General features: G+C 66.7%; 22 protein-coding genes and 1 riboswitch. Of the genes, 6 read left to right on the top strand and 16 right to left on the bottom strand.

Annotated features, from left to right (window positions below; translation table 11 throughout):
• Positions 1 to 14 precede the first annotated feature (14 nt).
• Genes cobF through cbiT form a run of 6 tightly spaced genes read right to left on the bottom strand, consistent with a single transcriptional unit; the run spans position 15 to position 5,124 of the window.
• A complete protein-coding gene (gene cobF / locus ACPPVR_RS28600) occupies positions 15 to 764 on the bottom strand; it encodes a precorrin-6A synthase (deacetylating) (protein WP_426609902.1) in 750 nt (249 codons plus the stop codon).
• Entirely contained in the window at positions 764 to 1,492 is a 729-nt protein-coding gene (gene cobA, locus ACPPVR_RS28605; RefSeq protein WP_426609903.1) for a uroporphyrinogen-III C-methyltransferase, read from the bottom strand. Before cobA ends, cobF begins: the two co-directional genes overlap by 1 nt.
• Complete coding sequence (locus ACPPVR_RS28610) at positions 1,489 to 2,799, bottom strand: cobyrinate a,c-diamide synthase (RefSeq protein WP_426609904.1); 1,311 nt, start codon at positions 2,797 to 2,799, stop codon at positions 1,489 to 1,491. The genes cobA and ACPPVR_RS28610 overlap by 4 nt, the downstream gene beginning before the upstream one ends.
• Positions 2,799 to 3,581 carry a precorrin-4 C(11)-methyltransferase gene (gene cobM / locus ACPPVR_RS28615; protein ID WP_426609905.1) on the bottom strand — a complete coding sequence of 261 codons (783 nt, stop codon included), beginning with the start codon at positions 3,579 to 3,581 and terminating at the stop codon, positions 2,799 to 2,801. The genes ACPPVR_RS28610 and cobM overlap by 1 nt, the downstream gene beginning before the upstream one ends.
• Complete coding sequence (locus ACPPVR_RS28620; RefSeq protein WP_426609906.1) at positions 3,578 to 3,946, bottom strand: cobalamin biosynthesis protein; 369 nt, start codon at positions 3,944 to 3,946, stop codon at positions 3,578 to 3,580. Before ACPPVR_RS28620 ends, cobM begins: the two co-directional genes overlap by 4 nt.
• Positions 3,943 to 5,124 (bottom strand): precorrin-6Y C5,15-methyltransferase (decarboxylating) subunit CbiT, encoded by a 1,182-nt coding sequence (gene cbiT / locus ACPPVR_RS28625; protein ID WP_426609907.1) that lies wholly within the window; start codon positions 5,122 to 5,124, stop codon positions 3,943 to 3,945. Before cbiT ends, ACPPVR_RS28620 begins: the two co-directional genes overlap by 4 nt.
• Between cbiT and ACPPVR_RS28630 the strand changes: the two genes are divergently transcribed.
• Positions 5,123 to 5,869, top strand: coding sequence for a cobalt-precorrin-6A reductase (locus ACPPVR_RS28630; protein WP_426609908.1), 747 nt, complete (start codon positions 5,123 to 5,125; stop codon positions 5,867 to 5,869). The two genes, cbiT and ACPPVR_RS28630, sit on opposite strands and share 2 nt — an antisense overlap.
• On the opposite strand, the gene cobJ is transcribed toward ACPPVR_RS28630, so the two are convergent.
• From cobJ to ACPPVR_RS28665, 7 genes are read right to left on the bottom strand one after another with little or no spacing between them, the layout of a single operon-like run.
• Positions 5,845 to 6,579, bottom strand: a complete 735-nt coding sequence (gene cobJ, locus ACPPVR_RS28635; RefSeq protein ID WP_426609909.1) for a precorrin-3B C(17)-methyltransferase — start codon at positions 6,577 to 6,579, stop codon at positions 5,845 to 5,847. The genes ACPPVR_RS28630 and cobJ overlap by 25 nt on opposite strands.
• Positions 6,576 to 7,307 carry a precorrin-2 C(20)-methyltransferase gene (locus ACPPVR_RS28640; RefSeq protein WP_426609910.1) on the bottom strand — a complete coding sequence of 244 codons (732 nt, stop codon included), beginning with the start codon at positions 7,305 to 7,307 and terminating at the stop codon, positions 6,576 to 6,578. The genes cobJ and ACPPVR_RS28640 overlap by 4 nt, the downstream gene beginning before the upstream one ends.
• Before the next feature lie 2 nt (positions 7,308 to 7,309).
• Positions 7,310 to 7,939: a precorrin-8X methylmutase gene (locus ACPPVR_RS28645; protein WP_426609911.1), complete on the bottom strand. Its 630-nt coding sequence runs from the start codon at positions 7,937 to 7,939 to the stop codon at positions 7,310 to 7,312.
• Positions 7,939 to 9,102: a precorrin-3B synthase gene (cobG, locus tag ACPPVR_RS28650; RefSeq protein ID WP_426609912.1), complete on the bottom strand. Its 1,164-nt coding sequence runs from the start codon at positions 9,100 to 9,102 to the stop codon at positions 7,939 to 7,941. The genes ACPPVR_RS28645 and cobG overlap by 1 nt, the downstream gene beginning before the upstream one ends.
• Positions 9,099 to 12,347, bottom strand: coding sequence for a cobaltochelatase subunit CobN (gene cobN / locus ACPPVR_RS28655; RefSeq protein WP_426609913.1), 3,249 nt, complete (start codon positions 12,345 to 12,347; stop codon positions 9,099 to 9,101). The genes cobG and cobN overlap by 4 nt, the downstream gene beginning before the upstream one ends.
• On the bottom strand, positions 12,347 to 13,381 hold the full coding sequence (gene cobW / locus ACPPVR_RS28660) for a cobalamin biosynthesis protein CobW (protein WP_426609914.1): 1,035 nt from the start codon (positions 13,379 to 13,381) through the stop codon (positions 12,347 to 12,349). Before cobW ends, cobN begins: the two co-directional genes overlap by 1 nt.
• A complete protein-coding gene (locus ACPPVR_RS28665) occupies positions 13,378 to 13,752 on the bottom strand; it encodes a DUF1636 family protein (RefSeq protein ID WP_426609915.1) in 375 nt (124 codons plus the stop codon). The genes cobW and ACPPVR_RS28665 overlap by 4 nt, the downstream gene beginning before the upstream one ends.
• Before the next feature lie 94 nt (positions 13,753 to 13,846).
• Positions 13,847 to 14,068: riboswitch (cobalamin riboswitch) on the bottom strand.
• Between the two features lie 40 nt (positions 14,069 to 14,108).
• Between ACPPVR_RS28665 and cobO the strand changes: the two genes are divergently transcribed.
• Positions 14,109 to 14,744 carry a cob(I)yrinic acid a,c-diamide adenosyltransferase gene (gene cobO, locus ACPPVR_RS28670; RefSeq protein ID WP_426609916.1) on the top strand — a complete coding sequence of 212 codons (636 nt, stop codon included), beginning with the start codon at positions 14,109 to 14,111 and terminating at the stop codon, positions 14,742 to 14,744.
• A 12-nt stretch (positions 14,745 to 14,756) separates the two neighbouring features.
• Positions 14,757 to 16,205 (top strand): cobyric acid synthase, encoded by a 1,449-nt coding sequence (locus ACPPVR_RS28675; RefSeq protein ID WP_426609917.1) that lies wholly within the window; start codon positions 14,757 to 14,759, stop codon positions 16,203 to 16,205.
• Between the two features lie 4 nt (positions 16,206 to 16,209).
• On the opposite strand, the gene cobD is transcribed toward ACPPVR_RS28675, so the two are convergent.
• On the bottom strand, positions 16,210 to 17,175 hold the full coding sequence (cobD, locus tag ACPPVR_RS28680) for a threonine-phosphate decarboxylase CobD (RefSeq protein WP_426609918.1): 966 nt from the start codon (positions 17,173 to 17,175) through the stop codon (positions 16,210 to 16,212).
• 11 nt (positions 17,176 to 17,186) lie between these two features.
• On the bottom strand, positions 17,187 to 18,128 hold the full coding sequence (gene cbiB, locus ACPPVR_RS28685) for an adenosylcobinamide-phosphate synthase CbiB (RefSeq protein ID WP_426609919.1): 942 nt from the start codon (positions 18,126 to 18,128) through the stop codon (positions 17,187 to 17,189).
• A gap of 122 nt (positions 18,129 to 18,250) precedes the next feature.
• Here cbiB and cobU point away from each other — a divergent pair, with 122 nt between their 5' ends.
• The 3 genes from cobU to bluB are packed head-to-tail and all read left to right on the top strand — an operon-like array spanning position 18,251 to position 20,173.
• Positions 18,251 to 18,754 carry a bifunctional adenosylcobinamide kinase/adenosylcobinamide-phosphate guanylyltransferase gene (gene cobU, locus ACPPVR_RS28690; protein ID WP_426609920.1) on the top strand — a complete coding sequence of 168 codons (504 nt, stop codon included), beginning with the start codon at positions 18,251 to 18,253 and terminating at the stop codon, positions 18,752 to 18,754.
• On the top strand, positions 18,751 to 19,536 hold the full coding sequence (gene cobS, locus ACPPVR_RS28695; RefSeq protein ID WP_426609921.1) for an adenosylcobinamide-GDP ribazoletransferase: 786 nt from the start codon (positions 18,751 to 18,753) through the stop codon (positions 19,534 to 19,536). The genes cobU and cobS overlap by 4 nt, the downstream gene beginning before the upstream one ends.
• Positions 19,537 to 19,540: 4 nt before the next feature.
• Positions 19,541 to 20,173, top strand: a complete 633-nt coding sequence (gene bluB / locus ACPPVR_RS28700) for a 5,6-dimethylbenzimidazole synthase (RefSeq protein ID WP_426609922.1) — start codon at positions 19,541 to 19,543, stop codon at positions 20,171 to 20,173.
• 134 nt (positions 20,174 to 20,307) lie between these two features.
• On the opposite strand, the gene ACPPVR_RS28705 is transcribed toward bluB, so the two are convergent.
• Entirely contained in the window at positions 20,308 to 21,999 is a 1,692-nt protein-coding gene (locus ACPPVR_RS28705; RefSeq protein ID WP_426609923.1) for a ShlB/FhaC/HecB family hemolysin secretion/activation protein, read from the bottom strand.
• Positions 22,000 to 22,004: the final 5 nt, after the last annotated feature.

The raw sequence follows: 22,004 nt of genomic DNA on the forward strand, positions 1-22,004 counted from the left end.
CTGCCTCGCTTGGCTCACGGCCTGCGCTTGAGAATGTAGCTGTCCATGATCCAGCCGTGCCGTTCGCGCGCTTCTTGGCGTGCGGCGACGATGCGCGGACCGATTTCAGCCAGCGTGCCGGACATGATGAGCTGATCAGGCATGCCGAGATAGGCGCCCCACCAGATGTGTAAGCTGCTCGGATCGAGCGACTGGAACGCGGTGCCGCCGTCGAGCATCACGACGACTGTATCGACACCCACCGGCCAGCCGCCCTCGCGCAAGCGACGTCCCGTCGTGACCAGGAACGGCTCGCCGATATCGTTGAGCGGCAGCGCATGCGCCGCGCACAGCGCCTGGATCGAGGTAATGCCGGGCACGACCGCGATCTTCGGCAAGGGATTGAGCCGGCGCGCAATGCGCAGCGAGGAATCGTAGAGCGAGGGATCGCCCCAGATCAGCAGCGCGACCTTCCCGTCGCCGCCGAGATGGCTCGCGATCGTCTGTGACCAGCTCGCCGCCACTGCATCGTGCCAATCGTCGACGCCCTTGCGGTAGTCGGCATCGGCCGCATCGCGCACGGGAAGATCGAACTCGGCGATGCCTGTCTTGTCGCTGGTGAGCACGTCAGCGCAGATCGTCCGCCGCAAATCGGCGAGATCGGATTTCGCGGTCCCCTTGCGCGGGATCAGGACGAGGTCGGCCGCGTTGATGGCACGAACGGCGGCGCGCGTGAGCTGCTCGGGATCGCCGCAACCGATGCCTATCAGGGAGAGCGTCAGCATCACCTAGCGCCCTCTGCCAGCGCGCCAAACAGGATCACGGCCGCGGTCGAGGCGGACCCGCCACGCGCAAGCTGCTCGGCAAGCTCGGCAATGGTGGTGCGGACCAGCCGCTCGTCGGGGCGGCCGAGGGATTCGGCGAACAGCGCCGGGGTGTTTGGGGCGAGGCCGTGCGCGATCAATTTTGCGGCGAGCGCCGGAAAGGTGCGGCGACCCATATAGACGACGGTGGTCGCCTCCGGATCGGCCAGCGCCGCCCAGTTGAGGTTTTGCGGCAGCTCGCCGCTGACATCGGCTCCGGTCACGAACTGCACCCGGCGCGAGGTGTGGCGACGGGTCAGGGGAATGCCGGCTTGCGCAGCCGCGACGCAGGCCGAGGTGACGCCGGGGATGATCTCGTAGCCGATGCCGGCCTCGCGCAGCGTCTCGAGCTCCTCTTCCAGCCGGCCGAAAATGCCGGCATCGCCGGACTTCAGCCGCACCACGCGCACACCGGTTGCGGCATAGTCGACCAGGAGGCGGTTGACATGATGCTGCTTGGTCGAGGGCCGCCCTGCCCGCTTGCCCACCGCGACGAGATTGGCACCGGGCCGGGCGAGATCGAGGATCGCGCCGGAGGCGAGATCGTCATAGAGCACGACATCGGCGTTGCGCAGCCGCGCCGCGCCCTTCAGCGTGAGCAGCTCGGGATCGCCGGGGCCTGCGGAGATGAAGGAGACAAAGCCGCTCACCGGTCCTCCGCGATCAGATGAAAGAACGTCCCCGTGGCGTGGCCGCGCCGCGAGCCGGTCTCGGCAATGACCGCGCCGGTCGCGTCATGCACGACTGCGAGCGGCGTGTCCGGCTGGGCGAGAATGGTCGAATAGTGGAACTCATGACCGCGCAGACGCGCGCCGGCCTGATGCCCCGGCATCGGCGCAGCGAGGGTAGCGAGACGATAGCCCAGATGCATGCGCCGCCTGGCAAAGCTCGTCTCCAGGCCGAGCAGGCCCGTCATCTCGTGGCGGACGCCCTCCGCATCGGTGAGGCCTGCGCCCAGCACCATATAGCCTCCGCATTCGCCATGCACCGGCCCCGTTTCGGCGAAGGCAAGCAAGCCGCTGCGGAAGCGCGCATTGGCGGCGAGTTGCCCAGCGTGAAGCTCGGGATACCCGCCCGGCAGCCAGCACACGTCGGCGCTTGCATCGGGCGCTTCGTCGGCAAGCGGCGAGAATGTCGAGATCTCTGCACCCGCCGCGCGCCAGGCTTCCAGCATGTGCGGATAGACAAAGGAGAACGCCGCATCGCGGGCGAGCGCGATGCGCTGGCCCGGCGGTGTCACGTTCAGGCCGTTCGCTGCCGGTTGCGGCGACCAGTCGGCAGCTGCTCGCAGCACGGCATCGACATCGACATGCTCGCTGACAAAACGTGCGGCTTCGTCGATCAGGCTGCCGATCTCCGCCTGCTCCTCGGCCTGCACCAGGCCGAGATGCCGTTTCGGCAGGCTGATCTCGGCATGGCGCGGCAGCGCGCCGAACACAGCGATGTCAGCTTCCAGCAGCGCACGCCGCACGAGGTCTTCATGGCGCGAGCTGGCGACACGGTTGAGCACGACGCCCGCAAGGCGCACGCCGGCGCGGTAATCGCGCAGGCCTGCGGCGATCGCCGCCGCCGTCTGTGCCTGCCCGGACGGATCGATCACCAGAACCACCGGCCAGCCCAGCATCTCCGCAATATCGGCCGTCGCCCCAGTGCCGGAGGCGCCGCGCGCGGCGACGCCATCGAACAGTCCCATCGAGCCTTCGGCGAGCACGACATCGGCGTCGGTACCACGGCTGACGAGATGGGCAATGGTGGTGCGGTCCATCGCCCAGCTATCGACGTTGACGGAGGCGCGTCCCGTCGCGACGGCGTGGAAGGCAGGATCGATGTAATCGGGACCGCTCTTGAAGCACTGCACGTTGAGGCCGCGATTGCGCCAGGCGCGGGCGAGCGCCAGCGTCAGCGTCGTCTTGCCGACACCTGAGGCCGGCGCGGAGATGACGAGACCCGCAGTCATCACGACGCCTCCGGAAAGCGCGGCTCGGCGCCGATCGGCCGATAGCGGCGGTCATAGTCCGCGGCATAGAGCCGGCTCTCGGCAAAATCCGCCGCGCCGAGCGTCTTGCCGACCAGGATGAGCGCGGTGCGTTCGAGCTCGACACCTACGGCCGCATCGAGCGTTGCGAGCGTGGCGCGAACGATGCGCTGGTCCGGCCAGCTCGCACGCCAGACGATGGCGACCGGGCAGTCCGGGCCGTAATGCGGCGTGAGCTCAGCGATGACCATGTCGAGCAGATGGATCGACAGATGGATCGCGAGCACCGCGCCGGTTGCGGCGAAGGCAGCGAGCTTCTCGCCCTCGGGCATCGCGCTGGCGCGGCCCGGCGTGCGCGTCAACACGACAGTCTGCGCCAGTCCCGGCAATGTCAGCTCGGCTTCAAGTGCCGCGGCGGCGGCGGAGAACGACGGCACGCCCGGCGTCACCGTGTAGGGAATGCCAAGTGCACGCAGCCGGCGGAGCTGCTCGCCCATCGCCGACCAGATCGAGAGATCGCCGGAATGCAGCCGCGCGACGTTCTTGCCGTCTGTGTGAGCGGCGGCGATCTCCGCGATGATCTCGTCGAGCGACATGGGTGCGGAGTTGACGATCCGCGCACCGGGCGGGCAATGCGCCAGGACGCCCTCGGGCACCAGCGAGCCGGCGTAGAGGCAAACCGGACAGGCGGCGATCAAGTCGCGGCCGCGCAACGTCAGCAAATCAGGCGCGCCTGGCCCCGCGCCGATGAAATGCACGGTCATGCGCCGTCTCCTTCCGCGATAGCCGCGGTTGCGGTGCGATCCCGCGACACCACGCGCGTCGCGATAAGCCGCGCGCGAGGGCCAGCGGCAGCGAGCGCCGCCGCCTCGGCAACTGAGCCTGTTCCAAATTTTTCGGTGACGAGCTTCGACTGCGTTGGCGTATCGATGCGAGCCAACATTTCAGCAGGAACGGCCCTAATCGGTACGCCACATTCGCGTGCGAGCAATTTCAGCGCCTCGGCGTCGGCCTTGTCACTGATCGTCGCTAGCGCCGCAAGACCATCAGGGCCGCCAGCCGCGACGAGCGCTTCTCGAAGCGAAGCGAGCGTCACGTTGCCCTTGAATCCGAGCCCGGCGACTTTCATCGGACCGTACTCCACTGCACCACCGGCCGCGCCGCCTCCCAGGAACGGTAACGGCCGAGCGGGCCGGCATACGCGATCTCGATCCGCATCAACTCGCCGCCGTGCCGCTGATGCAGTTCGCCGAGCAGCGCTTCCGTCTCAAGCGTCACCCCATGCACGACGAGCCGCGTACCGGGCGTGATGCGCGACCAGACAGCCTCAAACACTGCATGATCGAGGCCTCCCCCGATGAAGACGGCGTGCGGCGCTTGCAGCGCCGCGAGCGCTTCGGGCACCCTTCCCGCAACCACACTGATCCGGTGCGCCAATCCGAACGCCGCCGCGTTGCGATGGATGTTTGCGACGCGATCTTCTCGCGCTTCGATCGCCATCGCGGTCCCGCCGCATAGCGCCCACTCCACCGAGATCGAGCCGGAGCCGGCGCCGATGTCCCACAGAAGCTCGCCGGAACGCGGCGCCAGCGCCGAGAGCGCCAGCGCGCGTACCGGCCGCTTGGTGATTTGGCCGTCATGGACGAAAAGATCATCCGCAAGGCCCGAGCTGCGGGGAATACCCGGCGCTCCCCTCGCCTCCAACGCCACCGCAACCAGGTTTCCAGCGAGATCGCCGGTAAAGCTGTCGGCTCGATGCTCTGCGATGGCTTCGCGCGGTCCGCCGAGCGCGGTGAGAGTCCGGAACGCCGAGGCGCCCCATCCGTGATCGCTCAGCCACTTTGCAAGATCGCCGGCGGCCTTGCCGTCGCGCACGAGACAAATGATCCGCGCGCCCTGCGCGAGATGCGGCACCAGGCGTTCGAATGGCGCGGCGTGAAGGCCGAGACAGACGACGGATTCGACGCGCCAGCCCAGTCGCGCGGCGGCGAGCGAAAACGTTGACGGCGCCGAGTGCGCAATCCACTCGCCTGCGTCCAGCTTCTCGGCAAGACCCGCGCCTGCGCCGTGCCAGAACGGATCGCCTGAGGCGAGCACCGCCGTGGGCCGGCCGCGGCAGCTCAGCACGACGTTTGCATCGAACGGCGCCGGCCACGGGCGGCCGCGGCCACCGACGTCTGCAAGCGTAAGATGACGCTCACCGCCGAAGACGGTTTCAGCCTTGGCAAGCGCCTTTCGGCTTGCTTCCGACAGCCCGGCAAGGCCATCTTCGCCGATACCGATGATGGTCAGCCAGGGATCAGACATGATTCGCGCCCTCATTCTGGGCGGAACAGCCAATGCGAGCCTGCTCGCAGCGGAGATCGCGCGCGCGGGCATCGAAGCTGTCTACTCCTATGGCGGCCGCACCCGCGCCCCCGCCGACCAGCCGCTGCCGACCCGCATCGGCGGCTTTGGCGGAGTGGCCGGACTTGCCGACTACATCCGTCACGCAGGCATCACGCATCTGATCGACGCGACGCACCCCTTTGCTGCCGAGATGAGCCGTCATGCGGTCGAAGCGTGCACGCAAACGGGCACGCCATTGATTGCGCTGGAGCGCGCGCCCTGGACCAAGACGCCCGGCGACAGCTGGGTCGAGGTCGCCGACGTCAACGCTATCGTCGTGGTTCTTCCGGAAAGCCCGGCAAAAATATTCCTCGCCATCGGCCGCCAGCACATCGCGCCATTTGCGACGAAGCCGCATCACGTCTACACGCTGCGTTTCGTCGATCCACCCGAAGCGCCCCTGCCCTTTGCCGCGGATGTGATCGTGTCGCGCGGACCGTTCACGCTTGATGGCGAGTTGGAGATGTTGCGCACGCGCGGCATCGCCTGGATCGTCGCCCGCAATTCCGGCGGCGCTGGCGCGCGCGCCAAGATCGACGCGGCCCGCATGCTGGGGATTCCCGTGATCATGATCTCGCGGCCGCGGCTGCCCGACCGCCTGCGGGTTGAGAGCGTGGCCGAAGTGATGCATTGGCTCGGTCATCGCACCTGCCTCGGCGCATAGACCCAGCGGCCGACGCGGCGCGTCTGCGAATTGCCGACGATCACCAGCGTCCGCATGTCGGCCATCTCAGGCCGGGCCTCGTTCAGCGTGACGGTCTCGATCTTTTCATCGGGCGCGCTGACCGCGCGCGCGAAGATCACGAGGCGCTCACCGCAGCCAGCCTCCTTCAGCGCCGCGAGCGCGCGGCCAAATCCGTCCGGTCGGCTCGCCGAGCGCGGATTGTACAGTGCGATGGCAAAATCGGCTTCCGCCGCCAGCCGCAGGCGCTTCTCGATCACCGCCCACGGCTTGAGATTGTCGGAAAGATTGATCGCGCAGAAATCATGGCCGAGCGGTGCGCCGGCCCGCGCAGCCGCGGCCAGCATCGCGGTGATGCCCGGCAGCACGCGGATCGGCAGCTCCCGATATTGCGGCGCCTGCTCGAGCGCCTCGAACACGGCGGAGGCCATAGCGAAGACGCCGGGGTCGCCGGAGGAGACGACAACGACGTGGCCGCCTTCGGCGGCAAGCTGCAGGGCTTCGCCCGCACGCTGCAACTCTACGCGATTATCCGATGGATGCAGGGTGAGCCCGGGCCGCGGCGGCACGCGCGCGACATAGGGCGCGTACCCCAAGATGTCGGTCGCACAGGCAAGTGCAGCGGAGACCTCCGGCGTCACCATCGCCTCGCTGCCCGGGCCAAGGCCGGCGATGGTCAGCGTCCCCGTCATTCGGCGGCGTCCGGATGCCGGCCCTTGCCGTGCACGAGCACGATCGCGAAATAGGGGCACTCGGCGGCGTCGATCTCCGCGAGCCGCACCACACGCTCGCCCGGCATGGTACCGCGCTCGACCAGCCAGGCGTCATCCAGCCGGCCCGCGGAGGCGAGCGCACGACGCACCTTCGCGAGATTGCGGCCGGTCTTCATGATGACCAGCGCATCGGAATCGCGCATGCGGCGTTCGAGCTCGTCTTCGGCGAGCGTGCCCATCAGCACTGTCGTCACATCGTCGCCAAGCGCGATCGGTTGGCCGACACCATTCCAGCAGCCCACCATCCCGGGAATACCGGCGATCACCTCGATCGCGACACGGCCTTGCAGGCGCGTGTGCAGATGCATGAAGGAGCCGTAGAAGTAAGGATCGCCTTCGCAGAGCACGACGACGTCGACGGCGCGCGAAAGCCGCGCCAGGCGCTCGGCCCATTCGTCGTAGAAGCCGGCTAGCAGATGGACATAGTCAGCGCTGTCGAAGGCGATCTCGGTCGTCACCGGATATTCCATCGGATATTCGGTGACGTCGGCAGCTAACATGCCCTCGACGATGCGGCGCGCCTGGCCCGGCCGGCCCTTCTTGCGGAAATAGGCGACGTGCTTTGCCGCGCGCACCGTCCGGTCCGCGCGCACGCTCATCATATCAGGGTCGCCGGGGCCGAGACCGCAGCAGATGATGCGTCCCATCGCTATTCGCTCCGGCTCGCCAGCGCATTCACGGCAGCGACCGTGATCGCGGAGCCGCCGAGGCGGCCTTCGACGGTCAGCGCCGGCACCGGCGGATCAGCCATCAGCGCGGCCTTGGATTCGGCCGCACCGACGAATCCGACGGGACAGCCGATGATCGCCGCGGGCCGCGGGCAGTCGCGGTCCTCCAGCATATTGAGCAGATGAAACAACGCGGTCGGCGCATTGCCGATCGCGACGACCGCGCCATCGAGATGTGGGCGCCAAAGTTCGAGCGCTGCGGCCGAGCGCGTGTTGCGCATGGATTGTGCCAGCGCCGGAACGGAAGCGTCGCCGAGTGTACAGATGACAGCGTTCGCCGCGGGAAGTCTCGCGCGCGTGATCCCTTCCGAGACCATGCGCGCATCACACAGGATCGGCGCGCCGCTCTGCAACGCGGCGCGCGCGGCGGTCGCCATACCCGGCGTGAAGCGGACATGCGCCTCCAGGCCCACCATGCCGGCGGCATGGATCATCCGTACCACCACCTGCTCCTCGTCGGGCGAGAACCGCGCAAGATCGGCCTCGGCCCGGATGGTTGCAAAGGATTGGCGGTAGATCGCTGCGCCGTCGGTCTCATAGAGATGCGGCATCAGTGCCCTCCGACCAGGATGGAGGGATCGCTGACGATGTCGGCCCCGTTCAGGCCACGCAAGACCGGCTCGTCGCGCGTCGAGCCGTCGCGGACAAGATCAAAACCGGTGCTGGTCGCAACCAGCGTCACCGCAGACGCGCCGGAACGGGCGCAGCCCTTGGCGCAGCCGGAGACATGGAGCCGTGTATCGAGAGCGATACGCGGTGCAAGGGCGGCCGCAAGCGCGCGCGTGTCGGCATGCGCCTCGCGGCAGCGCGGCGCGCCGCTGCAGGCAATGACGCGCAACGCGGGATCGTACGGCTCCGTGATGAGGCCTGCTCCACTTGGCATCGCCCGCTTGCCTTCGCTGAGCACCATCCGCCATGGCGTCATGCGCAGCGCATGTCCGCAACCCGCGAATTGTAGGAGCGTCGTATGCAACATTTGCCCAAAGGCGACGCCGACCATTGCGCCTTGCGGGTAGTGCCCGGGCCGTGACGCGGCCATCACGGGCGCGGGCTCGGTCTCGCCGCTCAACGTTTCAGGCAATGCGGCGCCGGCCGCGATATGGGCCGCCATGCGCCCTCGCCCGCCTTTGACGCCGCCGGATGCGATGAACCAGTTTGCGAGCGCGAGCGCGGTGCTCACGGCCTCTCCACGCCCGACGGTGCGGCCGAGCCTCAAGCCATCGGCCCGCACCAGGAGATGGCCCGCACGATCGCGTTCGATCCGCACGTCGGCCGAATCGCCGGCGAGCACGCGCGATTTCCCATCGTCGATGGAGAAACCGAACTTTGTAGGGAGTTCGAGCGCGCTCTCTGCGAGCGCCTCTTCGAGCTCGGCGGCGAGCGCCTGCGTCTCGTCATCGGGGTTCCAGAACGGCGTCACCAGGATGTTGCGCCGGGCTTCGATGTCGGCATCGGGGTCAAGCAGTGCCAGTTGCGCAAGTCCGTCGAGCAGCGGTTGATGGCCCTGTTCGCTCACACCCCTGATCTGGAGGTTCGCGCGGCTCGTCACATCGACGAGACCGTTGCCGAATCGTTCGGCAAGCTCGGCAAGCCCGGTCACCTGCGTCGCATCGAGCCGCCCACCGAACGGGCGCACGCGAATCACGAGCCCATCGCCCGATTGCATCGGCCGCAGCGCGCCGGGACACCAGCCTTTGATCGCAGAAGCGCTCATGACGCCTCCTTGAGCGCAGCCGCGATCGAATTGCGGCGCGTTCGCCAGAGTGAAGCCTCGTGCAGGCGGGTGAAGCAAGTTTCCATCGCGGCGAGCGCCGCCGGATTTTCCTGGGCCATGAAGGCCCGGACGCCGTCATTGGCAAGCGTCGCGTCATAGTAGAGGTCGAACAGATGCGGCGGCACGGCGCCGGCCAGATGGGCGAAGGCGGCCATGTGCTCCAGCGTCGCAGTGATCTCGGCGGCGCCGCGAAAGCCGTGGCGCATCATGCCGGCGATCCAGGCCGGATTGGCCGCGCGCGCGCGGACGACGCGGGAGATTTCCTCAGTCAGCGTCCGCGCCTGCGGTTGCTCCGGCCGCGTCGCGTCGAGATGATAGAGCGATGGCGTTGCAGCGCCGAGATGTGCTGCAGCGGCCGCGATGCCAGCCTCATGGGCCGCGTAATCGGCGGCGAGTAGCAGATCCGTTTCCGGCAGGTCCTGAATGTGGACGAAGGCGTCCGCAGACGCGAGCCGCTGTTCCATGCCGGCGCGATCGGGCTTGATCTCGCCATCAGCGGAGAACGCCCAGGATGACGCCGACAGCCAGGCCTCGCCTGCAGCCTCCCGCGTCTCCGGCGTGAAGGCATCCGGGATCGCCGACAGGCCGACGCCGTATTGTCCGGGGCGCGGCGCGAACACGCGCGCGGTGCGGTGCCGATAGGGATTCTCGTCGCCCTCGTCCTCGCGCCCCGCGAGCGCCTCGGCGGCGGCTTCGAACAATTGCGCAAGGCTGGAGAAGACATCGCGGAACAGGCCCGACACGCGCAACGTCACGTCGATGCGGGGACGGCCAAGCTCGGCCGGCGCGATGATGTCGTAGCCGGTCACGCGGCCGGAGGCGTGATCCCAGTGCGGCGCAAGACCGGCGAGATGCAGTGCCATCGCGAACTCCTCGCCGGCCGTGCGCATGGTGGCGGAGCCCCAGAGATCGACCACGAGCCCTTTCGGCCAATCGCCATGATCCTGCAAATGACGGCGCAACAACTCTTCCGCAAGCTTGATGCCTTGCGCATGCGCCGACGGCGTCGGCACCGCACGCGGATCGACGGCAAAGAGATTGCGCCCCGTCGGCAGCACGTCCTGGCGCCCGCGATAGGGCGAGCCCGAAGGCCCTGGCGCGACACGCTGACCAGCGATCGCGGCATATAGCGCGTCTCGCTCCGCTTCGCCGCAGGCGCCGCGGCCGAACACGTGCAGGCCATCGCCGAACTGGCTTTCCTTGAGATCGCAGACGAAGCGATCGATCCGCGGAATCGCTTCGGCCGGCGCTGCCGATGCATCGAGACCGAGATCGTCCTCCAGTCCTGCGGCGCGCGCCTCCTCCCGGATCGCGGCGATCAGGCGCTGGCGGCGGGCGGGATCGAGCCCGTCGGCGGTCGAATATTCGTCGAGGAGCTGTTCGAGCCGGCGCAGGCCTTCCGGCACGCTGGACGCAGCAAGCGGCGGCGGCAGATGACCGATCGTGACAGCGCCGATGCGCCGCTTGGCCTGCGCGGCCTCGCCGGGATCGTTGACGATGAAGGGATAGATGACGGGCAGATCGCCGATCAGAGCTTCAGGCCAGCAGGCTTGCGACAGCGCGGCGGATTTTCCGGGCAGCCATTCCAGCGTGCCATGCGCACCCATGTGCACGACGGCGTCCATCCCCTGCTGGCGGAGCCAGAGATAGAACGCGACATAGGCATGGCGCGGCGTGCGGGCGAGATCGTGATAATCGCCGTCGCGCGTGGCCGTGTCGCCACGCTCCGGCTGAACCGCGATGATCGACCGGCCGCATTGGATCGCGGCAAAGTGTAACCCGCCATCGCGGCAGCCCGGATCGTTCTCCGGCGCGCCCCAGGCTTGCGCCAGATCATCCTGCAATGATTGCGGAAGGCGCGAGAGCGCGGCGTGGTACTCAGCAACGCTCCAGGTCAAATTCCGCTGACGCAGCGTCTCGCCAAGTGCATGGACCGGCGCGACGTCGAAGCCGACGTCGCGGAGGTCGGTCAGCAAGGCTTCGACCGACGCAAGCGCATCAAGACCGACCGCATGCGCGATCTGGTGCGGGCGTCCCGGGTAATTCGAGAGCACTATCGCCATTCGCTTCTCAGCCGCCGGCATCTCCGCGAGCCGCCGCCAGGCCGCGACGCGCGCGGCGACGGCCTTGACGCGCTCTTCATCCGCGCGATGGGCAAGATGCGAGAATTGCAGGTCGGGGTCGCGCATCGCTGCCGATTTGAAGCTCACCACGCCGGTGAACAGACGACCGTCGACATCCGGCAGCACCACATGCATCGCGAGGTCGCCGGGCGACAGGCCGCGCAGCGAGTCGACCCAGTCCTCACGCCGCGCTGTGGAGAGCGCGACCTGGAACACCGGGCAACCGGCAACGTCGAACGGCGTCGAGCCGTCGTCGCCGGCCGCCGAAAACGCCGTCGCGTTCACGATCGCAGCCGGAGGATTTTGCGCAAGATGTGTTCGCAGCCAATCCGCGACGCCCGCCGCCTTCAGCGAGGTGACGAACACGCCATACGCATCAAAACCCTTTTCGCGCAGCGCCGCGATCAGCGCATCGACAGGGCCGGTGTCCGCGGCGGTGAGATAGGAGCGGTAGAACGTCACCAGCGCGCGCGGCTTCCCCTCATCGGCCGCCGACGCTGCGATGACGCCGCGTGCAGGATCGTAAAAACCCATCTCCGGAACGGTCGTCTCGCCGACGATGGGACCGGCATAGAGGCCCGAGGCCAGCGCAAGTTGCGCGATCGCGGCTTGGGCTGCGACCGGGCCGCCGGTGTCGCAAAGGACCTTGAGCCGGCGCAGTGTCGAGACCGGCAAGGTCGAGTACGCGTCCAGCCGCTCATCGTCGCGGCCATCAGCCGGCAGCACGGCCAGCACGATGTTTCGGGCCTTCGCGAGTTGCTGCAAAGCCGCCAGCCCGTACGACCAATATGACTCGCCGCCGATCAGGCGGACCAGAATGCCGCGCGCCTGCGACAGCGTGCGCTCGATGTAAGTGTCGACCGAGAGCGGATGACGGAGTTCCGCGAGGTTCGCCAGCCGCAGCGACGGCAGGCTGTCGCGGCCACGCCGCCAGCCGGCCGCGAACGCGGCGAGATCGGAGTCCGAGTACGAGAGCACCACGAGATCGGCCGGGTCCTGGCCGATGTCCCTTGGCGTCGCAGTCTCCTCGAGACCGCGGCTCTCGCGGAAGACGACGTGCATCAGATACCAAGTCCTGACCTGATCGCGGCCTCGTCGATGTCGCCGTGCTCGCCGATGACAACGAGTTTCGATTGTCGCGCGCCCGCGCCCCAGGGCTTGTCGAACTGGTGCCGCACGCGCTCGCCGACGGCCTGCAGCAACAGGCGCATCGGCTTGCCCGCCACCGCGATATAACCCTTGACGCGCAACACATTCTGATCGCGCGCCAGGCGCTGGACTGATGCGACCAGCGCATCCACGTCAGAAACCTCCGGAAGATCGATCACGACGGAAGCAAAGTCGTCATGCTCGTGGTCTTCCTCGCCGTCATGATGCGAGGGACGCGCGGCGAGATCGTTCTCGGCGGCAGCGCCGAGACCGAGAATCAAGCGCGCATCGATCGCACCGTCGGTGATCGGCAGCATTGGCACGCGGCGCGTCATCTCTGCCGTGATCACAGCCTTGGCGGCTTCAATGCCCGCGGCGCCGGCAAGATCGGCCTTCGTCAAGAGCACGATGTCGGCACACGCGATCTGGTCCTCGAACACTTCCGATAACGGCGTCTCGTGATCGAGATTTTCATCCGCCGCGCGCTGTGCTTCCACGGCGGCCGGGTTCGGCGCGAAACGACCGGCAGCGACAGCCTCGGCGTCCGCGAGCGCGATCACGCCGTCGACTGTGATGCGCGAGCGAATCTCAGGCCAGTCGAACGCCTTGAGCAGCGGCTTTGGCAGCGCGAGGCCCGAGGTCTCGATCAGGATGTGATCGGGCCTCACCGGCCGCGCCAGCAGCTTCTCCATGGTCGGAATGAAATCGTCCGCAACGGTGCAGCAGATGCAGCCATTGGCGAGCTCGACGATGTTCTCTTCCGGACAATTGGCATCGGCGCAGGACTTCAGGATCTCGCCATCGACACCCTCGCTGCCGAACTCGTTGACGAGCACCGCGAGCTTCTTGCCATTGGGGTTCGCGAGCAGATGCTGAATCAGCGTGGTCTTGCCGGAACCAAGAAAACCTGTGACCACTGTGACCGGGACTTTTGCAAGCGAGTTCATTCAGCGGCCTCTGGCACAACGGCAATGGGGGGAATGCGGGCAAGCGATTGCTTGCGGAAGATCTCAGGGCGGCTGCGCCAGGGCACGATGCCGTCGGGCGCGCCGGCATAGGCCGCAGCGCCCGCAATCACGTCGCCCGCATGGGCCTCCGACAGGCGCCCATAGACATAGGACCACCGCCCGGGTGCGCTCAGCGCGACAGAGCAGCCCTGGCTACAGGCCGACAGGCATTCGACGGGAACCACAGTGACGCCGTCGGGCACGCCGGCATCGAGGATCGCGCCATGCAAGCGCTTGCCCGGCGCAGTTTCGCCTTCGCCAAGCGTCTCGCCGGCGCGGCAGGTGATACAGACGTGAAGTGTGACGGTCATCGCCTCTTCCAGGATAAAACGCGGGAGGCGATGAGGCACACGGACCGTTCTTGCGAAGGCCCGTTTCCCCGTCGCGGAACACCCCGTCCGCCGGTCCAAAATGTCCGCGCTGGCAGGTCTCCCGGCTTGCGGAGCAGGGCTTTCGCCCTTCGATCCCCGCCTTCCCGATCCCTTTGGGGGGCCAGTGGCTTCGGGCATCTCTCCGGTCACGGTCGCGGGGGCGGCTGCATTTTGGACCCAAATCTTGCCGATTCGGACCCTATCGCATTCCCTCTTCGCCTGTCATAGGACAGGAACCAACGTCGGCCCACCATTTGCCGCCGGCCGCCTCTTGTCAAGCCGAAGGACCCCGTCCGATGACGCCTGAACCGGATACCCAAACGGCAGAGGAAACTGACGCCCGCCATGCTGCGAAAATGGCGAAAATCAAGGTCGCCCGCGACAAGATCATGGCGACCAAGAGCGGCGAAAAGGGCCTGATCATCGTCCACACCGGCGCCGGCAAGGGCAAGTCCTCCTCCGCGTTCGGCATGATCGTCCGCTGCGTCGCCCATGGCTTCCCCTGCGCCGTCGTGCAGTTCATCAAGGGCGCCTGGGATACCGGCGAGCGGCGCCTGCTCACCGGCCATTTCGGCGAGCTCTGCCAGTTCCACGCGATGGGCGAAGGCTTTACCTGGGAGACGCAGGACCGCGCCCGCGACATCGCCGCCGCTCGCGCCGGCTGGGAGAAAGCCAAGGAGCTGATTCTCGATTCCAGCCTGCGCATGGTCCTGCTGGACGAGATCAACATCGCGCTGCGCTACGATTATCTCGATATCGCCGAGGTCGTCGACTTCCTGACGACGCACAAGCCGCCGATGACGCATGTCGTGCTCACCGGGCGCAATGCCAAGGACGAGTTGATCGAAATCGCCGACCTCGTCACCGAGATGACGCTGGTCAAGCATCCGTTCCGTTCCGGCATCAAGGCGCAAGCCGGCGTCGAGTTCTGATCGGGCTCAGGGATGGCGCGCGCATTGATGATCCAGGGAGCCGGCTCGGACGTGGGCAAGTCGCTCATCGTCGCCGGCCTTGCGCGCGCGTTTACGCGTCGCGGCCTGCGCGTGCTCCCCTTCAAGCCACAGAACATGTCCAACAATGCCGCCGTGACCGTCGACGGCGGCGAGATCGGCCGCGCCCAGGCGCTTCAGGCGCTCGCTGCCGGCGTCGAGCCGCATACCGACATGAACCCGGTGCTGCTGAAACCCGAAACCGATGTCGGCGCACAGGTGATCGTGCAGGGCAAACGCATCGCGACCGCGCGTGCGCGCGAATATGCGGCGATGAAGCCGTCGCTGATGGGCGCCGTGCTGGAGAGTTTCGAGCGGCTGAAGGCGCGCGCCGACCTCGTGCTGGTCGAAGGCGCCGGCAGCCCGGCCGAGGTCAATCTGCGCAAGGCCGACATCGCCAATATGGGCTTTGCGCGCAAGGCCGACGTGCCGGTCGTGCTGATCGGCGACATCGACCGCGGCGGCGTCATCGCGCAACTGGTCGGCATCAAGACGGTGATCGATCCGGACGATGCCGCGATGATCCAGGGTTTTGTGATCAACAAATTCCGCGGTGATCCCACCCTGTTCGATGATGGCTATAGACTGATCGAGGAGAAGACGTCGTGGCGCGGCTTTGGCGTGCTGCCTTGGTTTCCACGCGCTGGTGAGCTACCGGCCGAGGATGCGCTGGGCCTGAGCGATGCGCGAAAGCCGGGGCAGTGCAAGATCGCCTGCCTCGCATTGTCGCGGATCGCCAATTTCGACGATCTCGATCCGCTCAAGCTCGAACCGGGCGTCGATCTCGTGATGGTCCGTTCGGGCGAAGCCATCCCCGGCGACGTGCGGCTCGTGATCATCCCCGGCTCCAAATCGACCCGCGGTGATCTCGCCTTCCTGCGCACGCAGGGCTGGGACATCGATCTTACTGCGCATCACCGCCGGGGCGGCCATGTCCTCGGCCTCTGCGGCGGCTACCAGATGCTTGGGCGTAGCGTTTCCGACCCCGACGGCATCGAGGGCCCCGCGGGCGACACGCCGGGTCTCGGACTTCTCGATGTGACGACAGAGATGAGTGCGCAAAAAACGCTGACGCGTGTTGAGGCCATCCACGCGGCGACGGATCAGCCGATCCAGGCCTACGAAATTCACATCGGCCGCACCGACGGGCCGGATCGTGCCCGCCCGTTTGCGAAACTCAACGGCGAGCCGGAAGGTGCCATCTCGCGTGATGGACGCGTGCAGGGCAGCTATTTGCACGGGTTGTTCACGTCGGATGACTTTCGCAGGGCGTATCTCGCAAGGCTCGACATTCCCGCAGGCGACGAGCCCTATCACGCCAGGGTGGAGAGCGCGCTCGATGCGCTTGCCGATCACATCGAAACGCATCTTGATGTCGAAGGCCTGCTCGCGCTCGCGCGCTGAGCACTCAACGAGAAAGCACCTCGGACAGACGCGTCCATTCGCTTTCGACGCCTGGAAGGCCCAAGCGCAACCATGTCGGCTTTTGCGCGAAGACCCGGGACCATATCTGGCCGCGCGCAAGTCTTTCCTGCGCGGCAGGCGCGTCGGGCGTGTCGTAAAGGCGAAACAGCGGCGTGCCGCCCACCAGCGTCCAGCCTTGTGATTGCACCATCGCATCCAGCCGCACGCTGTCCCTGGCGAGCCGCGCCGATGTCGCCGTGGCCCAGTCGTCATCGCGCAAGCCGCGACGGCCGATTGCGATTGCTGCCCCCGACACCGGCCATGGGCCCGACATCGCTGCAAGGCTCGCGATGTCGGTCGCGTTGCCGAGCGCGAAGCCAAGTCGCAGGCCCGCGAGCCCGTAGAATTTTCCGAACGAGCGCAGGATCAGGAGCCCGGGCCGCTCGGCTTGCGAAGCGAGCGACAGGTGCGGAACGACGTCGGCAAAACTCTCATCGATCACGAGGCGGCCGACGCGCGGCAGCAGTGCCAGCAGATCCTTCGGCGAATAACAGCGCCCGTCTGGATTGTTGGGATTGACGACGATGGCGAAGTCCGCGCCTGCCAGCGCGTCGAGCTCGCTCACCTCCTCGACATCCCAGCCCGCGGTGGACAGAACTGGAGCATACTCGTTGTAGGTCGGCACCAGAACGCGCGCCCGGCCGCGCGGCGCGAGCCGCGGCAACAGTTGAATCGCGGCCTGCGCACCGCCCAGCGCGACGACCGGCGCGCTTGTGCGATAGGCGTGCTGAGCAGCCTTACGCAGGGCGTCGATCTCGGATCGCGACGGCAGCGCACTCCAATAGCGCGCGTCGATCTCGCCGACGGGATAAGGCAGCCGGTTGATCCCCGTCGAGAGATCGATCCAGTCCTCCGCGCGTCCACCAAAACGCTGCTGGGCCAGATCGAGATTTCCACCGTGCTCGCGCATGCCCTGTTCTTTCACGCGAAGCTAAGGATCGCAAGGAGGCCCGCGAGCAGCAGCATGGCGCGGCGGTATATGGTCAACCCTTCGCTGATATCAGCGGCGCCCGGATCGCGCGAGCCTTCGTTCAACCAGGGTTCGTTGCTGACGCTGTCCTGATAGATGCGCGGACCACTGAGCCGCACACGAAGCGCGCCGGCCATCGCAGCTTCCGGCCAGCCGGCATTGGGCGAGCGATGCCGGCGCGCATCCCGTGTCATGCACGACAGCGCCTCCGATCTCCGCGAGGCCAGCAGTACGAACAAAAATCCAGTCAGGCGCGCCGGAATGAAATTGGCGACGTCGTCGATACGCGCGGCCGCCCAGCCAAAGGCTTCGTGGCGTTCGGTGCGATGGCCAATCATGGAATCCAGCGTGTTGATGGCCTTGTAGCCGAAGATGCCGGGCAGCCCGAACAGCGCGCCCCAGAACACCGGCGCCACGATGCCGTCCGAGGCGTTTTCGGCAAGGCTCTCGATTGCGGCGCGCGCGATACCGGTTTCATCGAGTGCTGTAGGATCGCGGCCGACGATACGCGAGACTGCTTCGCGCGCGGCGGCGATGTCACCGGCCAGCAAGGGTCTTGCCACCGCTGCGACATGATCGTGCAACGAGCGCAAAGCGACCAGCGGCCAGGCCAGGATGCCAACCAGCACCATTTGAATCCACCCCGGCGCGAGCGCCGATTGAAGCACCCAGCCGAGCGCGACGGAAAGTGCAATCACCACGAGCGCTCCGGCAAGGCCCGCAGCGCGGCGAAAAGCCGGCGGATCGGTCGGCCGATTCCAGGCGGTGTCGACCGCCGCGATCAGCCGGCCGAGCCAGGTCACGGGATGGCCGATCCGCGCGAACAGCCAGGACGGCCAGCCCACAAGGGCATCCACCGCCATCGCCACCGCCATCGCACCCGCAAAACCCACATGCGCCTCCTGTCCGGCCCCTGTTGCGCAAAGCGCTGGCCGAGCGCAAGCCCCCCGCCTGCGGATTTCGGCTTTGTCTTTGCCCGCGTTTGGTGATTAGTGCTGGCCGGCAGGAGACCTTGATGGCCGTCATTTTGATCACGGGCGGAGCGCGATCGGGCAAAAGCAAGCGTGCGGAAAGCCGCGCGCGCGCCTTTCCCGGGCGGCCCGTCTATGTCGCGACAGCCGAGGCGCTCGATGCCGAAATGGAGGCGCGCATCGCAACCCATCGCGTACGCCGCGGAACAGACTGGACCGAGCGCGAGGTGCCGCTCGATCTCGTCGCGGCGCTGGTCGCGACCGATGGCGGCGGCGCAAGGCTGGTCGATTGCCTGACGCTGTGGCTCTCCAACCTGATGCATGCGGAGCGCGACTGCTCGCACGCGGTGGCGGAGCTCGCCGATGCCCTGCCTCACCTCAAGAGTCCCGTCATCCTCGTCTCCAACGAAGTCGGCCTCGGCATCGTGCCCGACAACGCGCTGGCGCGCGCCTTTCGTGACGCCGCCGGGATCATGAACCAAACCATTGCGGCTGTTGCCGACGAAGTCGAGTTCATCGTCGCAGGCCTCCCGATGAAGCTGAAATGAAGCCGCGCGCCGACATGATCTGGGACATCATCGCCGATCTCAGGATCGCGACGTCGTTCGTTACGATTTTTCCGGTCGGATCGTCAAAGCCCGCTGGTGATGGCGCGATCGCGCGCGCGACCTGGGCACTGCCCGTCGCGGGTTTGTTGGTCGCGTTGGCTGGCGCTGCTGCCTACGCAATCGCGCGAAAGCTGGGATTGACACCCGGCCCGGCCGCCCTGCTCGCGCTGGCCGCGACAACCCTCATCACCGGCGCGCTGCATGAGGACGGGCTTGCAGACGCCGCCGACGGGCTTGGCGGCGGACGAACACGCGAACGCAAGCTCGAGATCATGCACGACAGCCGGATCGGCAGCTATGGCGTCTGCGCGCTGATCCTGTCGTTCGGCCTGCGCTGGAGCGCGCTTGCGGCAATCGCCAATCCGTGGGCCGTGACGCTGGCACTCGCGTCCGCGCATGTCGCGGCCCGCGCCGGCGTGCCGGCCTTCATGTCGCTGGTACCGCCGGCGCGGCCCGACGGGCTCTCCGCGAGCGCCGGAGCGCCGCCTGGCCGCAGCGTCGCCATTGCTTTCGGGCTCGGCACGCTCTGTCTTGCGCTTGCGCTCGGGCCGGGCAAGGCGTTAGTTGGCCTCGTCCTGCTGTCGCTCGCCGGGCTGATCCTGGCGCGGCTTGCCATCCGTCAGATTGGCGGGCAGACCGGCGACGTCCTCGGCGCCTTCGAGCAAATCAGCGAGATCCTGATCCTGCTGGTGTCGGCAGCCTTCCTTCAGGCAGGGGGATGACCTGATGGTGGAGTTCGACGACACCTTCCGCCGACACTTGCGCGAACTGTTCGTGTGGCGCCGCGACGTGCGCCGCTTTCGCACCGATCCGTTGCCCGACGGCGCCGTGGAACGGCTGATCGAGACAGCCTGTCTGTCGCCCTCGGTCGGCCTCAGCCAGCCCTGGCGCTTCGTGATCGTCGGCGATGCCGCACGGCGCCGCGCCGTGATCGACGATTTCAGGGAATGCAACGCCGACGCGCTGAATTGCTACTCCGGCGAACGCGCTGCGCGCTATGCCGCGCTCAAGCTCTCGGGCCTGGAACAAGCACCTGGCCACCTCGCCGTGTTCGCGGACAAGGCCAGCGATATCGGCCACGGCCTCGGCCGCACGACGATGCCCGAGACGACGGAATATTCCGTGGTCGCGGCAATTACCGCGATGTGGCTCGCGGCACGCGCCGAAGGTATCGGCATCGGCTGGGTCTCAATTCTGAGCCCGGATCGCATCCACAGCGTGCTCGACGTCCCGCAGTCCTGGAAATTCATCGCCTATCTCTGCATCGGATACCCCGAATCAGAATGCGATCAGCCCGAGCTCGAGCAGGTGAAGTGGGAACACCGGCGCGGTGCGGACGAATTCACGCTGCGACGCTAATCAAGCCGCCCTAGATCCATTCTCCGTCATTGCGAGCGCAGCGAAGCAATCCAGAATCTTGCCGCGGAGCTAGTCTGGATTGCTTCGTCGCAAGAGCTCCTCGCAATGACGACGGAGAGAGAGGCAGCCTGCCGCTACGATTTGCCCTTGTCGGCGACCTGAGCCGGCGCAGCGCTTTGCTGTTTCTCGAACATCAAGAGCGGGCGGACGATGATGCGGCCATAGGCTTCGTAGTGGTGCTGGGTCGAGACCGCCATCTTCAACGGCGTGGCATAATTGGCCTCGAACGTCATGAACTGCGCATAAGTCCAGGAGAAGCCGACGCCGACCGAACTCAATTCAGTGATGCCGGGGAATGTCGAATACACCGCGCCCCAATCGGTGAAGACGTAGGTGTCAAAACCCTTCAGCCATTGCGACCAGTTGTAGTGCAGCTCGGCGTTGAAATAATAGCCGCTGTCGCCGGATGCCGCGTTGGTCGGATAACCGCGCACAGTGGTGGGACCGCCGATCGTGAAGATCTGGTCGCCCGGCAGCAGCTTCTCCTGCGTGTACTGCCAGCTCGCCAGCACGTTGGCGGTGAAGTTGGCCGGGCCCGCGGCGCTGGTTGCGATCATCGAACCGGTATAGGTGTTGAACGTGCGGTTGTTGCCGAGCACGTGGTCTTGCCATTCGATGTAGTTCACGGCGGGCGAGACCGTGATCGAATAGGTGTTGCCGGAATTGGTCACCGAGACGCCGGCGGTGGCCTTGTCGTAGTGATCGTCGGTCACGGCGACCGAAGTGAAGCGGCTCACCGTCTTGCCTTCGGTCTCGGCGGCGTTGAGCAGCACCAGCCAGTTCTGCGTCACCCAGACCGGCTGGCTGAAATTGACCGCGGCCTGGCTCGATCGTCCGGTGACGTCGAGCGCGACGAACGGGCCTTCGATGATCTTGATCTTGCCTTCGGTATAGCTGACGCCGGCGCGCCCGCCCCAGGGATTGACCGGGATGCTGTAGGCGACGTTGCCGTTGAGATTGCCGTCGGAGCGAACGCCATAGAAGGTCAGGCGGTCGTCGACGCCGAACAGGCCGTGGCGCTTGTAGAAGGCGCCGCCTTCCCAGCGGCCGGTGTTCTCCGCGGCCTGATTGTCGACAAAGAGCTGCAAGGTGTCGACCGGCGGCTCGATCACCGCGAACTGAAGATCAGTTAGGCCGAAGCTCGTGCCGGGCTGCAGCAGCGCCTTGATCTGCACGTCGTTGGTCCGGTTGAACCAGATCACGTCGCGATTGAGCTTGGGAACGTCGAGGACCTCGCCTTCAGGCTCCCTCACGCGCTGGAGGATGTAATCGGTGCGCGTCTGCTTGTTACCCTCGATGGTCGCCTTCTGGAGCCGGCCCTCGGTCAGCTTGATCTTGACCACCCCGTCCCTGGGATCCTGATCCGGCAGCGTCGCGATTCCCGTGACGATGCCGCGCTGGGTGTAGATGGCATTGATGTCGGCGACGATCTGCAACAGCGTCGCGATGTCGACATTCTTGCCGACATATCTCTTCGCAATCTCGTCAAGCTCCGCCGGCGTGATGAACTTGGATGAGTCGAACTCGAGCTTGCGCAGGCGGAATTTCGGGCCGCCCGGCTTCATGAGCGGCGATTTCTCCCGGGGGCCGCCGATCACGGCCGGGCCGTTCAGCTTGGGCGGCTCGGCCTGCTGTTCGAACTGGCGGCGTTGCCGGTCGATGTCGTTCTGGATCGCGCCGGGATTGATCGACGGCACCTGCGCACGCGCCTGCACGATGCAGGACGCTGCAAGACCCACCCCCAGTACTGCCCCCAGAACCCGCATCTCGA

The organism is Bradyrhizobium sp. McL0616 (assembly GCF_049993385.1).
Lineage (GTDB): Bacteria > Pseudomonadota > Alphaproteobacteria > Rhizobiales > Xanthobacteraceae > Bradyrhizobium.

What these genes read in the sequence shown, in the direction of transcription:
- cobF (WP_426609902.1), bottom strand. Translation starts at nt 764, where the DNA reads ATGCTGACGCTCTCCCTGATAGGCATCGGTTGCGGCGATCCCGAGCAG.
- ACPPVR_RS28610 (WP_426609904.1), bottom strand. Translation starts at nt 2,799, where the DNA reads ATGACTGCGGGTCTCGTCATCTCCGCGCCGGCCTCAGGTGTCGGCAAG.
- cobM (WP_426609905.1), bottom strand. Translation starts at nt 3,581, where the DNA reads ATGACCGTGCATTTCATCGGCGCGGGGCCAGGCGCGCCTGATTTGCTG.
- ACPPVR_RS28620 (WP_426609906.1), bottom strand. Translation starts at nt 3,946, where the DNA reads ATGAAAGTCGCCGGGCTCGGATTCAAGGGCAACGTGACGCTCGCTTCG.
- ACPPVR_RS28630 (WP_426609908.1), top strand. Translation starts at nt 5,123, where the DNA reads ATGATTCGCGCCCTCATTCTGGGCGGAACAGCCAATGCGAGCCTGCTC.
- cbiT (WP_426609907.1), bottom strand. Translation starts at nt 5,124, where the DNA reads ATGTCTGATCCCTGGCTGACCATCATCGGTATCGGCGAAGATGGCCTT.
- cobJ (WP_426609909.1), bottom strand. Translation starts at nt 6,579, where the DNA reads ATGACGGGGACGCTGACCATCGCCGGCCTTGGCCCGGGCAGCGAGGCG.
- ACPPVR_RS28640 (WP_426609910.1), bottom strand. Translation starts at nt 7,307, where the DNA reads ATGGGACGCATCATCTGCTGCGGTCTCGGCCCCGGCGACCCTGATATG.
- ACPPVR_RS28645 (WP_426609911.1), bottom strand. Translation starts at nt 7,939, where the DNA reads ATGCCGCATCTCTATGAGACCGACGGCGCAGCGATCTACCGCCAATCC.
- cobG (WP_426609912.1), bottom strand. Translation starts at nt 9,102, where the DNA reads ATGAGCGCTTCTGCGATCAAAGGCTGGTGTCCCGGCGCGCTGCGGCCG.
- cobN (WP_426609913.1), bottom strand. Translation starts at nt 12,347, where the DNA reads ATGCACGTCGTCTTCCGCGAGAGCCGCGGTCTCGAGGAGACTGCGACG.
- cobW (WP_426609914.1), bottom strand. Translation starts at nt 13,381, where the DNA reads ATGAACTCGCTTGCAAAAGTCCCGGTCACAGTGGTCACAGGTTTTCTT.
- ACPPVR_RS28665 (WP_426609915.1), bottom strand. Translation starts at nt 13,752, where the DNA reads ATGACCGTCACACTTCACGTCTGTATCACCTGCCGCGCCGGCGAGACG.
- cobO (WP_426609916.1), top strand. Translation starts at nt 14,109, where the DNA reads ATGACGCCTGAACCGGATACCCAAACGGCAGAGGAAACTGACGCCCGC.
- ACPPVR_RS28675 (WP_426609917.1), top strand. Translation starts at nt 14,757, where the DNA reads ATGGCGCGCGCATTGATGATCCAGGGAGCCGGCTCGGACGTGGGCAAG.
- cobD (WP_426609918.1), bottom strand. Translation starts at nt 17,175, where the DNA reads ATGCGCGAGCACGGTGGAAATCTCGATCTGGCCCAGCAGCGTTTTGGT.
- cobU (WP_426609920.1), top strand. Translation starts at nt 18,251, where the DNA reads ATGGCCGTCATTTTGATCACGGGCGGAGCGCGATCGGGCAAAAGCAAG.
- cobS (WP_426609921.1), top strand. Translation starts at nt 18,751, where the DNA reads ATGAAGCCGCGCGCCGACATGATCTGGGACATCATCGCCGATCTCAGG.
- bluB (WP_426609922.1), top strand. Translation starts at nt 19,541, where the DNA reads ATGGTGGAGTTCGACGACACCTTCCGCCGACACTTGCGCGAACTGTTC.
- ACPPVR_RS28705 (WP_426609923.1), bottom strand. Translation starts at nt 21,999, where the DNA reads ATGCGGGTTCTGGGGGCAGTACTGGGGGTGGGTCTTGCAGCGTCCTGC.